Below are 14,715 nucleotides of genomic sequence, written 5' to 3'. Positions count from 1 at the left end.
CGGAACAAGGTTATCTTTTGGCGGAAATTTCTGCCGAGAAAATAGACGAGCAGATCGCTCGAGAATATTTAAGGAGCTTACCGCCAAAATTGCCGAAACTCGGGAACGCCGCGTGCTGCTAATGCGTGATATTCCCAATTCTTTGGGCGAAGTTACTCTCTTTAACATCACGCTCGACAATATGGAACCGTTTCGCGGAACCCGCGTGGCTGTCGTAAACCCTTATTCGACCGTCGAAAGACCGATCGACTTTGCTCTAACCGCCGGACGAAACCGCGGTGCCATTTGCAGGTTGTTTTCGGAGCCCGAAGCAGCAAAAAAGTGGCTCATGAGCTAGCCGAAGGGTAACCACGAAATACTACGAAAAGGCACGAAACGGGATCGAGTCCTGTTTCGTGCCTTTTTGTGTGGTTTCGTGGTTATTTGAGCTTAATAAGCTTTCGCAAAGACCACTCGCTTGTTCGACGGGTTACCTGTCAGGATGCATTTGCCGTCTTCTTCTTTGGCATCGAGGGGAATGCAGCGGATCGTGGCTTTGGTTTCCTGTTTGATCTTTTCCTCGGAATCGCCGGTGCCGTCCCAGTGGGCCAGGACAAAGCCGCCTTTTTCGATCTGGGCGGTGAATTCTTCCCATGTGTCGACCGAGTGCGTATTCGCCTCGCGGAACGCCAGAGCCTTCTGGTAGATGTTCGCCTGGATCTCGTCGAGCAGGTTTTTGACGTGTTCGACGATGCCTTCGATAGGTTGCGATTCCTTCGAGAGCGTATCGCGGCGGGCAACCTCGATGGTGCCGTTCTCGAGATCGCGATTCCCAAGGCCGAGACGGATCGGAACGCCTTTTAGTTCGTATTCCGCAAACTTCCAGCCGCTCCGCTGGTTATCCGCATCGTCATATTTGACCGAGATACCCGCGGCTTTCAGTGCTTCGAAGATCGGATCAACTTTCTCAGAGATCGCGGCCAGTTCTTCAGGAGTTTTATAGATCGGAATGATCACGACCTGGATCGGAGCGAGCTTTGGCGGAAGCACGAGGCCCTGATCGTCAGAGTGGGCCATGATCAGAGCTCCCATCAGCCGCGTCGAAACTCCCCAACTAGTCGCCCACGCGAATTCGAGCTGATTCTCTTTGTTAACGAACTTCACGTCGAAAGATCTGGCAAAATTCTGCCCCAAAAAGTGAGATGTCCCGGCCTGCAGGGCTTTGCCATCCTGCATGAGGGCTTCGATACAGTAGGTTTCGATGGCTCCGGCGAAACGTTCGTTAGGTGATTTCAACCCTCGAAGGACTGGAACGCCCATCCATTCCTCGGCAAAGGTCGCATAGACGCCGAGCATCCGTTCAGTCTCCTCGATCGCTTCCTGCTCGGTCGAATGAGCCGTGTGGCCTTCCTGCCAGAGGAATTCGGTGGTACGCAGAAACAACCGCGTGCGCATTTCCCAACGAACGACGTTGCACCACTGATTAATAAGCAGCGGCAGATCGCGCCAGGACTGGATCCAGTTCTTATAGGTGTTCCAGATTACGGTTTCGGAGGTCGGGCGGATGATCAGTTCCTCTTCGAGTTTTGCCGTAGGATCAACGATCAGTCCCTTGCCGTCAGGATTTGCCTTGAGGCGATAGTGAGTGACCACCGCACACTCTTTAGCAAAGCCCTCGGCGTGTTCCTCTTCTTTTTCGAGGAAGGATTTTGGCACGAAAAGAGGGGAAGTAGGCGTTCTGGTGGCCCGTCGCTTTGAACATATCGTCCAAAGCACGCTGCATTTTCTCCCAGATCGCAAAACCATACGGTTTGATTACCATACAACCGCGAACTGCGGAATTTTCAGCCAGATCTGCCCGTTTGACGATCTCGTTGTACCATTCGGAATAGTTTTCCGATCTCTTAGGAAGTGCTTTTGCCATATTGATCTCGCTTTCCACGGTCCAATTCAGGACTCTGAGGTTAAACGAGAATGATAAGATAATTTTAGGATGGTTACAATTTCATGGGTTACATCAGAGGGTTGAATCTGACTGTAGACTACTAAGCGAATGTGTTATTATCCGATTTTTATGAGCGAATTCCAATTAGACCTTCAGGACACCGCGACCGCATTTGCAGACAAATCGGATGCTCAACTCAAAGAGAAATTCCGGATCTTCAAACTGCTTAATTCACCTTTTCTGAACTCGGTAGGAACGACAATGACGAAATTCGCTCTGTCGATAGGACTGCCGGTCGAGGGATTGATCAAATCGACGGTATTTGAGCAGTTTTGTGGTGGGGAAACGATCGACGAATGCGATAAAACAGTCGGGGTGCTTGGAAATTCGCATATCGGCACTATCCTCGACTATTCGGTCGAAGGAAAATCGACGGAAGATGATTTCGACCGTACTAAGGACGAGATCATACGCACGATCAAGAGAGCCAAGAATGATCCGAACATCCCATTCGCAGTCTTCAAGGTAACAGGCATTGCCCCTCTTGGAACACTCGAAAGGCTGAGTCGAAAGAAAAAGCTGGATGCCAAAAGCCAGGCAAAATGTGAGCGTATATACAAGCGAGTTGGCGAGATCTGTGAATACGCATATTCTCTCGGCCAGCCCGTTTTCATCGACGCCGAGGAAACCTGGATCCAGGACGCCATCGACCGCCTCGCCACCGACATGATGGAGAAATACAATCGCGAACAAGCGATCGTATATAACACGCTCCAGCTTTATCGAACAGACCGTCTACAGTTTCTAAAGGACGCAAGACGGCAAGCAAAAGTTGATGGTTATATCCTCGCAGTAAAACTGGTTCGCGGAGCATACATGGAAAAGGAGCGGGAGCGAGCCGAGGAAATGGGCTACCCCTCGCCTATTCACGCAACGAGGGCAGATACTGATGCTGATTACAATGCAGCAATAGAATATTGTCTAAAGCACCACGAAGAGATCGCATTCGTCGCTGCCACTCATAACGAGGCAAGTACAAAACTCACAGCGGAGATGATGCACGAGCTGGGAATCTCACCCGATCATCCAAACATCTTCTTTTCTCAGCTTTACGGTATGGGCGACAACATCTCTTACGTTCTGTCATCGAAAGGTTATAACGTGTCCAAGTACTTGCCGTACGGCCCCGTCGCTGACACCGTTCCGTATCTGATCCGCCGGGCTGAAGAGAATTCATCCGCCGCCGGCCAGGTCAGCCGCGAACTTGAGATGATCGACCGGGAACTAAAACGCCGGAATATATGTTAACCTCGTAGGCCGTCGCTAAAGCCTCTATTATGTATTGCCCAAAATGCGGAAAAGCAGATCAGGTACCGGAGTCCTATTGCCGGCAATGCGGCATATTACTGCCCAACCTATCAAAACCTACCAAGAATAAGCAAACTCCGGAAGATCATGTAAAGGCCAATCTGGTACTTAACGCGATGACAGTGGTCACATGCTTCACGCTCGCGATACTACTTTACTCTTTGGTTGCTTTCAGAGCTGACACGCACCCGCTGATCTACATTACGGCCGGCCTCTTGATCGCTATGGGATGTTGGCATACTCAAACGCTTTGGCGCTCCATTTTGCTTAGAAAGCACTTTAAGAAACTTCGGCGAGAAAAGGATGATTCGGCAGAATTGCCGCAAAGGGTCGCGGAAGTTAACAAGAGATTGAACGAACCTGATTTCGATAATGTCATTCCATCAAGCATCATCGAAGGAACGACCCGCCAACTCGATGAATCAAAACTCAGGTCATCTTAATCCAAGCATCAGCCTGACCGAGCGATCGGATACTTCACGATCGGCATCGCTCTTCCACTTTTGGAACGGAGCTTCTTCTACGTCCGTAAGCGGCTGATTGGATATTCGAGCGACCTGGGTGCTCTCAAACGCCCGGGTTGTTAACGCTATATGAGGGTTGCTCAAAACGAGTTCGTTCTGACCCAAAGAGGCAACTTCCGCCGTTTCAACATCCGGGAAAAGATCTCGATAAGCAGCGACATGCCAAGTTCTGTCCTCGCCCGTGCCTTCGACAGCGAGTAAACGTAAAAGAGCAAAACCAGCCTCCAGCTGAAACACAAGAAAATCACCGGATAGAAACCTTTGCGACATGCTTTAAGATTAGCATAACACGTCGTTTGCTTATAAAATCGAAGATGGTGGAACACAATATTGATCATGCGGCGATGCTGGATGTGGCTATTGAGGAAGCGGTCAAGGGTCTTTCTGAGGGCGGAATTCCAATTGGAGCGGCTCTCTTCGATCGGCATGGCACCTTACTTGGGCGCGGTCATAATCGCCGCGTACAGGAAAACGACCCATCGGTTCACGGCGAGACCGACGCTTTCCGCAAAGCGGGCCGGCAGAGAAGTTATCGTGAAACAATAATGGTGACAACCCTCGCACCGTGCTGGTACTGTAGCGGCCTCATCCGGCAATTTGGTATTGGGACCGTGATAGTCGGTGAATCGACCACCTTTCAGGGCGGCATAGAGTGGCTTCGCGAAATTGGCGTCGAGGTCATTGACCTGGACAATGAGGAATGCAAGGAACTGCTCGGCAGGTTCATCGCGGAACATCCCGAGACATGGAACGAAGACATCGGCGAATAGCACAGGCCAGAACCAACATCATAAACTAAGCAAGTTTCCTTAGATAAAACCATAGAAATCGAATGAGAAAAACAGTGACAGCAGAAGAGGCCGTTCGTTGCATTAAATCGGGCGACCGAGTATTTATTCACAGCGTCGCAGCCGCACCCCAGCAGCTAATAAAGGCTATGACAGCCCGTGCCCCCGAATTGCGAAATGTCGAGATAGTCCATCTTCACACTGAGGGTCCGGCACCGTATGCATCGGCCGAGTTAAAGGACAGCTTTCACGTCAACGCTTTCTTTGTCGGCGCGAATGTGCGACAGGCACTTGCTGACGGGCATGCTGATTACGTTCCGGTCTTTCTATCCGAAGTACCAAATCTTTTTCGCCGCGGCATCCTTCCGATCGATGTGGCTATGCTGAACGTCTCGCCGCCGGATAAGCACGGTTTTTGTACACTTGGCGTTTCTATTGACGTGGCGAGAGCGGCGTTTGAAACGGCCAAGTGTGTGATCGCTCAGGTCAATCCGCGAATGCCACGCACCCAGGGCGACGCTCTTATTCACCTGGACGAGATCGACGCGATAGTCGAGGTTGACGAACATCTCCACGAGATACCGATGCCCGAGTTGACCGAGGTGGACCGTGCGATCGGAAAGCATATCGCTGACATTATTGAGGATGGGGCGACCCTGCAGATGGGTATCGGATCGATCCCTAATGCTGTGCTCGGGGCACTCGGCAACCACAAGGACCTTGGCGTTCATACCGAAATGTTTTCGGATGGGGTCATTCCGCTGGTTGAAAGCGGCGTGATAAACGGCCACCAAAAGATAAAGCATCCGGGGCGAATGGTCGCGGGCTTCGTCATGGGAACCCAGCGGCTGTACGATTTTATCGACGATAACCCACAGGTATTGATGCTCGATATCGCCTATGTTAACGACACCTCGGTCATTCGACGAAACCCGAAAGTTACCGCCGTCAACAGCGCGATCGAGGTCGATCTGACGGGGCAGGTATGCGCCGATTCTATCGGCACGTACCAATATTCGGGTGTCGGCGGGCAGATGGACTTTATTCGTGGTGCGTCATTGTCAGAGGGCGGTAAGGCAATAATTGCGCTTCCCTCGGCGACAAAACGTGGAGAGAGCAAAATAGTGCCGTTTCTAAAACAAGGTGCCGGCGTGGTCACAACCCGGGCCCACGTCCATTACATCGTTACCGAATACGGAGTCGCAAATTTGTACGGATTGAATCTCCGCCAGCGTGCCGCCGAACTTATAAGGATCGCGCATCCTGATAATCGTGAAGATCTGGAACGGGCAGCCTTTGAGCGATTCAATACAGCATCACGCTGATAACAACGGACTACGGCGGAGGATCCAAAAGAAATCCTCCGCCGCTAGTCAAAAAGTAATGCCAAATATTTCTACTTCGTCGAAACGATAACCGGTAATCCTTTCGCTAAATATTGCTTATTAAATTCAGCAAGATCCTGGAGTTTGACCGTGTTAAATTTTGCCAGCTGAACGTCTACCTGAGAAGTAAGGTCCGCAAAAACGACATAGGCCGAAGCCGTCGGCCCATCGTCTGAGCTGTCAACGAATGAGCTTAAGGCTGCGAGCTTATTATTTAGTCTGATCGGAAAGTTCAAAGCGTCCTGACCGCTTCGGATCTTTGTTTGATGAAGAGCCTCCTCGACCTCGGTCAGTTTTCTAACGATATCTTTCGCCTTATCAACAATATCCTTGTTTTCTGGCTTTAGACGACGCGACACGGATTCGATCTGGGTTCGAATATCACGCAGCTCGTTAATGGCATTGTGTGTTTCCGTGAGTTTTGCATTGATCTTTTTCATCAGATCAAACTGTTTTGCAAACTCGTCCTGAGTCGTCATCAGCCTGAGGTCCGCCTTGATCGAAAACGGCTCAGTCGCTATTACCTTTCCGTCAACCGTCAGGCGAACCGAATAGCTGCCTGGAGGTACTCGCGGACCAGCCAGCGAACCGCCCCACATGATAAGCCCCGGGATCGTGGCCGCGTTTGGAAGCCGATAGTTCCAGGCAAAAGTGTTGAAACCCAGATCTGCTGAAGGTTGCGGATCGGCTCCGCCGCCAAAACCTGCCGATGCGGCAGATTCGGTCCCCGCTGGATCGATCCGGCGGGCAAATCTGCGAACTACAGAATTCTGACTGTCGAGAAACTCTACAGTTACGTCCTTTGCCGGTTTAGTTTTTAGATAGTAGTTTACAACTGCGCCGCTGGCGGGATTGCGTCCGACAGTTGCTGTAGCGGGAAGTCTAAAACCGCCGCCGCCCGCTGTCCGGTATGAGTCTTCCGGCTTAAAAAGGTATGCTGTGGCTTTTTCCGCTTCTGACAGTTGGTATAGAACCGGTAAATTATCTAAAACGTAGAACGAACGACCCTGCGTTGCCACGACCAGATCTTTTTCCCTTTTCTGTACGGTAATATCCGTGATCGGAACTATCGGAAGGTTTAGCTGCAAGGGCAGCCAAATTTCACCTCCGTTTGCTGAATAGTAGATTCCACGCTCCGTACCGGCATATAGGAAATCTTTTTTATTCGGATCCTCGACTATTGTCCGAACGAATTGATCGACCGGAATACCCGCGACGATCTTCTTCCAGCTCTTTCCGAAATCTGATGTCTTGAACAAATAGGGCTTGGTATCGTCATTCTTATAATTTGTCGCCGCGATATAGGCTGTTGCGGGATCGAACGGGGAAGCCGAGATCTCGTTGATCTGGATCCACTCAGGTAATTCCTTTGGCGTGACGTTTACCCAAGTCTTCCCATCGTCCTGCGTTACCTGAACCAAGCCATCATCGGTTCCCGCCCAAATAACGCCCTGTTTCAATGGTGACTCGTCGATCGTGAAGATCGTACCGAAATAACCGCTCCTGAGCCCATGGGGTTATCCGGATAGACATCGACATTCCGTTCCTGACCGGTCTTCTTATTGAAACGGGTCAAAAGGCCGTCATAACTACCTGCAAAAACGATCTCCGAGTTCTCAGGATGAGGTGCGATCCAGCCCGATTCTCCGCCGCCGACCGCATACCAATCATTCGCAGTGATCGCGCCGCTGTCGGAACGGGATGCGATTCTGACCGTTGAGTTATCCTGTTGAGCGCCATAAATGTTGTAGGGAAAATCATTATCGGTGATTACCCGGTAAAATTGTGCCGTCGGCTGATCTTGTTCCGTCCATGTCACGCCGCCGTCGGTTGTGACATTCGAGCCGCCGTCGTTTCCGTTGATCATCCGATTTGCATCCTTAGGATTAATCCACAGGTCATGATTATCCCCGTGCGGCGTACCGATCGTAGTAAACGTTCGCCCACCATCGATGGATTTGTGAAACTGAACATTGAGAACATAAACCGTGTTTTCGCTTGCCGTGTCGGCATATATTCGATTGTAGTACCATGGACGCTGACGAATATTCGGATTTTCACTAACCCGCTGCCAGGTTTGGCCAGCATCATCGGAGCGGTACAAACCACCGTCCTTTGCCTCGACTATCGCCCAAATACGGTTCGAATTGAGTGGTGACACAGTCACGCCGATCTTACCTAGAACTCCAGACGGCAGGCCTCGGTTTCTTGATATTTCCGTCCAGGTGTCGCCACCATCGGTCGACTTAAAAAGGCCGCTGCCATCGCCGCCGCTGTCCATTCGCCACGGCTTACGGCCTATCTGCCAGAAAGCGGCATAGATCGTGCTGGGATTCGACGGATCAAGGACAAGATCGGATGCGCCGGTCTCTGAATTTCGGTAGAGGATCTTTTCCCATGTCTTACCGCCATCTTTACTGCGAAAGATTCCCCGCTGTTCATTCTTGCCCCACAGGTGTCCGAGGGCTGAGACGTAGACGAGATTAGGATCATTCGGATGAACGCGAACCCGCGATATCTGCTGAGTATCGCCGAGGCCAATGTTTTTCCACGTTTTGCCTCCATCGAGCGATTTGTAAACTCCGTCCCCACTCGAAACATTTCCTCGAACGGTTTCTTCTCCCATGCCGACGTAAACAATACTCGGATTCGAATCAGCCGCATCGATCGCTCCAACCGAACCGGTCTTGAAAAATCCGTCTGAGACGTTCAACCAATTAACCCCACCGTCCGTAGTCTTCCAAATCCCGCCGCCTGTAGCCCCGTAATAGTAGACATTCGGTTGTGTCGCTATTCCTTCAACAGCCCCTACTCGCCCGCCGCGAAATGGACCTACGAGTCTGTACTGCAAATTAGCTAGCGGATCTTGGGCTGCAGGCTGAGCTTGAATCTGCGCAGAAACTGCAGACAGTAGTAGATATAATGAAAAACACGAGAAAAGAACGCGGATGGAAACTGATCGCACTTATTTTACCTGCCTTTTTGTAGAAGTTTTGTAATCGAGACTCTCAAAACTTAATCGAAACGAAGCCAAAACACAAATTAGCCCATCGCATCTTTGGCGGCGTTGAACGCAGAGATGATAAGTCGTAAGATATTCTGTTGAGCCTATTTAATTGATCAATATCGAGGAAAAATGCTGTCATGAATACAAATAAACAAGCGGTAATAATTAGTGCGGCCCGGACACCGACGGGTAGATTTCAAGGTCTTCTTAAAGGATTCAGTGCTCCAGACTTGGGAGCGATCGCGATCAAGGAAGCGGTAAAGCGCTCGGGCGTCTCAGCCGACAAGATCGATGAGGTCATCATGGGCTGCGTCGTCCAAGCGGGAATCGGCCAAGCTCCGGCACGGCAAGCTGCGTTGAAGGCTGATCTTCCGCCGGAGGTTTCAGCCTTGACGATCAACATGGTATGCGGTTCCGGTTTGCGGGCCGTAGCACTTGCCTCGCAGGCAGTACAACTGGGCGACGCGGAGTACGTAGTGGCCGGTGGAATGGAATCAATGTCAAACATTCCCTATGCCTTGCAGACGGCACGTGAAGGATTTCGCATGGGAAACCAGACGGCGACTGATCTTATGATCCACGACGGCCTGTGGTGCCCTTTCGAGAACTGGCACATGGGAAATACGGGTGAGGTAGTGGCTGAAAAGTATCAGATCGGTCGTGAAGCACAAGATGATTTCGCTTACAACTCGCATAGAAAAGCGTATGAAGCTCAGCAGGCAGGTAGATTCGCTGACGAGATCGTTCCGTTAGAAATTCCGCAAAAAAAGGGCGATCCTTTCGTTCTCGATCATGATGAGCCGGTTCGCCCGGAAACAACCGTTGAAAGTCTGGGCAAATTACGTCCGGCTTTCAAAAAAGATGGTGGATCGGTAACTGCAGGAAATGCTCCTGGTGTAAACGACGGAGCATCGGCGCTTGTCGTAACATCTGCGGAAAATGCCGCAAGCCTTGGAATTGAGCCGCTCGGTCGGGTCGTCGCTTGGGCAAGTTCTGGAATTGAACCCAAACTTATCATGATGGCCCCGGTAAAAGGAGTACAGAATGTACTCGCAAAAGCTGGTTGGGATATTAAGGATGTCGATCTTTTTGAATTGAACGAGGCGTTCTCGGTACAGGCCCTTGGTGTAATGCAGGAACTTGGCCTTGACATGGACAAGGTCAACGTAAACGGTGGTGCCGTTGCTCTTGGACACGCGATCGGTAATTCCGGCGGACGGATCCTCACGACTCTTCTCTATGAAATGAAGCGGCGGGGAGTGAAACGCGGTGTCGCGGCACTCTGCCTGGGCGGCGGCAATTCAGTAGCATTGGCGGTTGAACGCGATTAGCGGCGATTATTGCAACCTAACTTATCTTTCGCTCGTTTCTATTTGTACGAACGATGTTTGGTACTGAGGAATTAAAATGACAGCAAAAGAACATAATAGACTGGTCGGTATCTTCCTTATGGCACATGGCGGTTTGCAGGGAGGGATAATGCTTCTGATGTGTATCATTTACGCCGTAATTGGATCTGCTATGGTCGTTGGCGGAAGACGAGGCGAAGAACAGATGGTTGGAGCGGTCTTTATCGGCGTTATTCTCCTGATCGCGGTAATTTCGCTCATTTTTGTTGTTCCACAGATCGTAGGCGGGTACAAGCTTTGGAAAGAAAAACCAAATGCCCGTACGTGGGGAATTGTTGGCAGCATCATTTCTTGCCTTTCGTTCCCAATTGGCACAGCTGCTGGCGTCTATGGCCTTTGGTTTCTTTTTGGCGAGGAAGGTAAAAGGTTCTATTTGGGTGGGGCGAATCAACCGATGTTTCAGAGCCCGCCAGAACCCCCTCAGCCTAGTAGTTGGCAATAGCATTGAGTAAAGCCAAACTTTAGCGAGCGATGAGGACCTATTTCTCATCGCTCGTTTGTTTTGCATCGAAGGCGTGGTTTATTCTATCTGTTTGTAGGCAAAGGCAATAATAACGGAGAAATAGCAAAGTTATGAGTGAAACAATTGGTGTGATCGGGGCTGGAACAATGGGTAACGGGATCGCTCAAACGGCCGCTGGGGCTGGATTTGACGTGATAATGTGTGATATCTCGACAGAATTCGTCGAGCGGGGTGTCGCAAATATCAGTAAGAGCCTCGACCGTTTCGTAAAGAAAGAAACGATGACAGAAGCTCAAAAATCCGACATCCTTGGACGGATAAAAACGACAACGGCACTTGAAGATCTTAAAACCAGTACTCTCGTCGTCGAGGCGGCATCCGAGAATTTTGAGGTTAAGAAGAAGATCTTTGAAGACCTCGATCGGATCACTGCCCCCGAAACGATCCTGTCGTCTAACACCTCATCCATCTCTATCACTAAGATCGCGGCAGCAACAAAACGGCCGGACAAGGTCATCGGTATGCACTTCTTCAATCCAGTTCCGCTTATGAAACTAGTTGAGGTTATCCGTGGAATTGCGACATCTGATGAGACTTATGCGATCGTGAAAGATCTGTCGGAGAAGCTTGGCAAAGTGCCCGTTGAATGCAACGACTATCCCGGATTCGTATCGAATCGAGTCCTTATGCCCATGATAAACGAAGCAGTCTTCGCTTTACACGAGGGCGTCGCATCAAAGGAATCTATCGATGAGATAATGAAGCTTGGCATGAATCATCCGATGGGTCCGCTGACACTCGCAGATTTCATCGGCCTGGATGTTTGCCTCGCGATACTCAACGTTCTCCATGAAGGTCTTGGCGATCCGAAATATCGGCCATGTCCGCTTCTAAAGAAGTACGTCGATGCCGGATGGCTCGGGCGTAAGAGCGGCAAAGGGTTCTACGATTATCAATAATAGCTGGTATGGGCACTAGGGTTCCAACCTTTGGCAGGCACAAATATGCAAAAAGGCTTTTTGTTATTTCTTGTATTCGCGATCATGCTTTGCACCGCTACGCGCGGCGAAGCCCAGGTAAAGTTTGCTCCGCTTGAGATCAAAGAAAGAACGCTGGCACACGGACTTAAGGTAGTCTCACTTCGGGACAATTCCAGTCCAACAGTCGCGATCCATGTTTGGTACAAGGTGGGTGGAAAGGATGATCCGCAAGGCAAATCCGGTTTTGCCCATATGTTTGAGCACATGATGTTCAAATCCACCAAGAACATGCCAAATGAAAAGATGGATCGCTTGACCCAGGACGTTAGCGGCTTTAACAATGCCTCAACATGGGACGATTTTACAAATTATTATGAAGTGGTCCCTTCAAACTATCTTGAAACGCTTCTTTGGGCTGAGGCAGAGAGAATGGAGAACCTCAACGTCGACGACGCCAACTTCGCTTCCGAGCGAGAGGTCGTAAAAGAGGAATTCCGTCAGAGCGTTCTTGCAAATCCATACGGACGTTTTTACGAATACATCAACAGTCTTTCGTACACAACTCACCCATACAAGCGTGGGGTGATCGGTGATCTCGATCAGTTGAATGCTGCAACCTCTGCCGACGCTCGGGAATTTCACAAGACGTACTACCGCCCCGACAATGCCTATCTGATCGTCGTTGGAGACTTCGATCAAAAGCAATTTGACACATGGACAGATAGATATCTCGGCAGGATCGCAAAACCTGCCACCACGATCCCTCGTGTCACTATCAAAGAGCCATCGCGTACGAAAGAAGTTCGGTTCGAGAAAACAGCTCCAAATGTTCCGTTCCCGGCAGTTGCGATAACCTATCTCGGCCCTCGGTCTGATGACCCCGATGCCGCCGCACTTTCGCTTGCCTCCAATATTCTGAGTGGCGGCGAAAGTTCACGTTTATACCAAAGCCTAGTCTATAAACAGCAGATCGCTCAGAGTGCATCCTTCACCGTCGATGACAAAGTGGACGGCGGCCTTCTCTATTTCTCAGCGATCGCGAGCGAAGGCAAGACTGCGGCGGAACTTGAAAGATCACTGCTTGCCGAGCTCAAACGGATCCAGTCCGGAGGCGTGACGCTCAAGGAATTGACCAAGGCGAAGAATCAACAGATCGCTGACAATATACGCGATATCGAAACCAATGATGGAAAAGCCGGTGCGATAGAGGACGGCATTGCCTACGAACATAATCCGAGAGCGGTAAATTCGTGGGTTGCCAACATTCAGGCCGTCACTGCCGCTGATATCAAACGCGTTATGAAAAAGTATTTTTCCGATACAAATCGAGTCGTGATCTACTACTCGAACGAAGGAGGTACAAAATAATGAAGAACGTAAGAAAACACTTCCTCCTTATTATCGTATCGCTTTTTTCCGCCGTAAGTTTGATCGCGCAGGAGCAACCACCCGCTCCGGGCGTTCCGAGGTCGGTTGCGATCCCCGACGCGAAGGAAAAGCAGCTCCGAAATGGATTGATCGTCAGTTCGATCAGAAAAACGGCTTCACCTATCGTTACGATCCAACTTGTCGTCAAGCGTGGAGCCTCAATCGAGCCTGAAAGCAAAGCCGGCCTTGCTGACGTAACGGCGGCAATGCTCACAAAGGGAACTAAGACCCGCACCGCAACTCAGATCGCTGAAGCTATCGAGTTTTTAGGCGGATCGATCAGCAGCGGCGCGGGCTGGAACAACACTTTCGCATCTGTAACTGTCACATCAGACAAGGTGCCGCAGGCGATGGCCATCCTCGCGGACGTTGTTCTGAACCCGAAGTTCTCGCAAGAAGAACTCGACCTTTTCAAATCTCAAACTCTAGACGGCCTCACCTACAACCTGACGCAACCGTCGTTCCTGGCACATTATGTCGCCAGCAAGTACAGCTACGGTGAGCATCCGGCTGGCGGCACGAAGGCTAGTATCGAATCGATCACACTTAAAGACGTAGCCGATTTCTATTCATCGAACTTTCATCCCGACGACGCCGTCCTGATTTTCACGGGCGATACTGATATTGTACCGGCAACTGCCCTTGCAAGCAGGTTCTTTGGCCGTTGGAAAAAGCAGGCAGTTAAGACCGGAACCGGTATCGGTTCATCTATCGGTACGGGTAACGCCCCGCTTTATCGTCGAATGCTCGTTATTGACCTGCCAAAATCCGGTCAGGCATCCGTCGTCTACGCGAACAAGCTTTTAACGGTCGGCCGTTTTAACCCGCAATTTTATAGCGCGTCGGTACTGAACTCCGTCCTTGGGGGCGGCTATTCCTCGAGGCTCAACTACGAGATCCGAATCAAACGCGGTCTGAGTTACGGTGCCGGAAGTAATTTTGCGTGGCGTTCGTCCTCCGCGAATTTCGGCACGAGCGTTCAAACAAAAAATGAATCAGCGGCTGAGGTTGCCGAGCTTATCCTTGCCGAAATTAAGCGGATAATCGATTCGCCCGTCGGAGAAGATGAGCTTGTGCCTCGCAAATCCGTTCTGACAGGTGGATTCGGGCGAAATCTGGAAACAACTGGTGGACTTGCCGGTTATCTTGCCGCCTTATATTCCTATGGACTTCCAAGTTCAACACTGAATACCTACGTTCGGGATGTAAATGCCATCACGAACGCTCAGATCAAAGCGTTTGCCTCCCAGCATTTGCCGGGCGGCGATGTGATAATCGTTGGCGATTACTCGATCTTCAGGGACGACCTGGCCAAGCGTTTCCCAACCGCCAAAGTTGAGGTCATCAAAGCGGATGAACTGGACCTAAGTAAAGACGATCTTCGCAAATAGATTAGTAGAACTGATTGCCCGCGAAATACGCGAACACAGCGAAAAACT

Annotated in this window: 13 protein-coding genes and 1 pseudogene; 10 read left to right on the top strand and 4 right to left on the bottom strand. The window is 50.5% G+C overall.

Annotation, left to right across the window (positions count from 1 at the left end; all coding sequences use genetic code 11):
* The first annotated feature begins 121 nt into the window (after window positions 1–121).
* Window positions 122–337 (top strand): hypothetical protein, encoded by a 216-nt coding sequence (locus IPG22_20715; protein ID MBK6590703.1) that lies wholly within the window; start codon window positions 122–124, stop codon window positions 335–337.
* A gap of 92 nt (window positions 338–429) precedes the next feature.
* On the opposite strand, the pseudogene IPG22_20710 reads toward IPG22_20715, so the two are convergent.
* Window positions 430–1,903, bottom strand: a pseudogene (locus IPG22_20710) (proline--tRNA ligase).
* 150 nt (window positions 1,904–2,053) lie between these two features.
* Here IPG22_20710 and IPG22_20705 point away from each other — a divergent pair.
* Both IPG22_20705 and IPG22_20700 read left to right on the top strand, forming a co-directional pair.
* Window positions 2,054–3,232 carry a proline dehydrogenase family protein gene (locus IPG22_20705; protein ID MBK6590702.1) on the top strand — a complete coding sequence of 393 codons (1,179 nt, stop codon included), beginning with the start codon at window positions 2,054–2,056 and terminating at the stop codon, window positions 3,230–3,232.
* A gap of 29 nt (window positions 3,233–3,261) precedes the next feature.
* Entirely contained in the window at window positions 3,262–3,735 is a 474-nt protein-coding gene (locus IPG22_20700; GenBank protein MBK6590701.1) for a hypothetical protein, read from the top strand.
* Here the strand turns inward: IPG22_20700 and IPG22_20695 are convergent.
* Complete coding sequence (locus IPG22_20695) at window positions 3,727–4,086, bottom strand: hypothetical protein (protein MBK6590700.1); 360 nt, start codon at window positions 4,084–4,086, stop codon at window positions 3,727–3,729. The genes IPG22_20700 and IPG22_20695 overlap by 9 nt on opposite strands.
* Window positions 4,087–4,130: 44 nt before the next feature.
* On the opposite strand from IPG22_20695, the gene IPG22_20690 reads away from it, so the two are divergent.
* Together IPG22_20690 and IPG22_20685 are read left to right on the top strand one after the other, a co-directional pair.
* The gene (locus tag IPG22_20690) at window positions 4,131–4,586 is read left to right on the top strand and encodes a nucleoside deaminase (protein ID MBK6590699.1); all 456 of its coding nucleotides are present in this window, start codon (window positions 4,131–4,133) and stop codon (window positions 4,584–4,586) included.
* A 62-nt stretch (window positions 4,587–4,648) separates the two neighbouring features.
* Window positions 4,649–5,929, top strand: coding sequence for a 4-hydroxybutyrate CoA-transferase (locus tag IPG22_20685; protein ID MBK6590698.1), 1,281 nt, complete (start codon window positions 4,649–4,651; stop codon window positions 5,927–5,929).
* Between the two features lie 71 nt (window positions 5,930–6,000).
* On the opposite strand, the gene IPG22_20680 is transcribed toward IPG22_20685, so the two are convergent.
* Window positions 6,001–7,449, bottom strand: coding sequence for a hypothetical protein (locus IPG22_20680; protein MBK6590697.1), 1,449 nt, complete (start codon window positions 7,447–7,449; stop codon window positions 6,001–6,003).
* Entirely contained in the window at window positions 7,446–8,939 is a 1,494-nt protein-coding gene (locus IPG22_20675; GenBank protein ID MBK6590696.1) for a glycosyl hydrolase, read from the bottom strand. Before IPG22_20675 ends, IPG22_20680 begins: the two co-directional genes overlap by 4 nt.
* A gap of 194 nt (window positions 8,940–9,133) precedes the next feature.
* On the opposite strand from IPG22_20675, the gene IPG22_20670 reads away from it, so the two are divergent.
* From IPG22_20670 to IPG22_20650, 5 genes are all read left to right on the top strand, one after another.
* Window positions 9,134–10,327: an acetyl-CoA C-acetyltransferase gene (locus IPG22_20670; GenBank protein MBK6590695.1), complete on the top strand. Its 1,194-nt coding sequence runs from the start codon at window positions 9,134–9,136 to the stop codon at window positions 10,325–10,327.
* A gap of 76 nt (window positions 10,328–10,403) precedes the next feature.
* Window positions 10,404–10,847: a hypothetical protein gene (locus IPG22_20665; protein MBK6590694.1), complete on the top strand. Its 444-nt coding sequence runs from the start codon at window positions 10,404–10,406 to the stop codon at window positions 10,845–10,847.
* A gap of 131 nt (window positions 10,848–10,978) precedes the next feature.
* Complete coding sequence (locus IPG22_20660; protein ID MBK6590693.1) at window positions 10,979–11,827, top strand: 3-hydroxybutyryl-CoA dehydrogenase; 849 nt, start codon at window positions 10,979–10,981, stop codon at window positions 11,825–11,827.
* A 45-nt stretch (window positions 11,828–11,872) separates the two neighbouring features.
* On the top strand, window positions 11,873–13,216 hold the full coding sequence (locus tag IPG22_20655) for an insulinase family protein (protein ID MBK6590692.1): 1,344 nt from the start codon (window positions 11,873–11,875) through the stop codon (window positions 13,214–13,216).
* Window positions 13,216–14,667: an insulinase family protein gene (locus tag IPG22_20650; protein ID MBK6590691.1), complete on the top strand. Its 1,452-nt coding sequence runs from the start codon at window positions 13,216–13,218 to the stop codon at window positions 14,665–14,667. The genes IPG22_20655 and IPG22_20650 overlap by 1 nt, the downstream gene beginning before the upstream one ends.
* The last annotated feature ends 48 nt before the right edge of the window (window positions 14,668–14,715 follow it).

This window comes from Acidobacteriota bacterium (genome assembly GCA_016703965.1).
Lineage (GTDB): Bacteria > Acidobacteriota > Blastocatellia > Pyrinomonadales > Pyrinomonadaceae > OLB17.
Note: the sequence above shows the minus strand (reverse complement) of the source record. Positions and strands in the feature narration are given on the sequence as shown.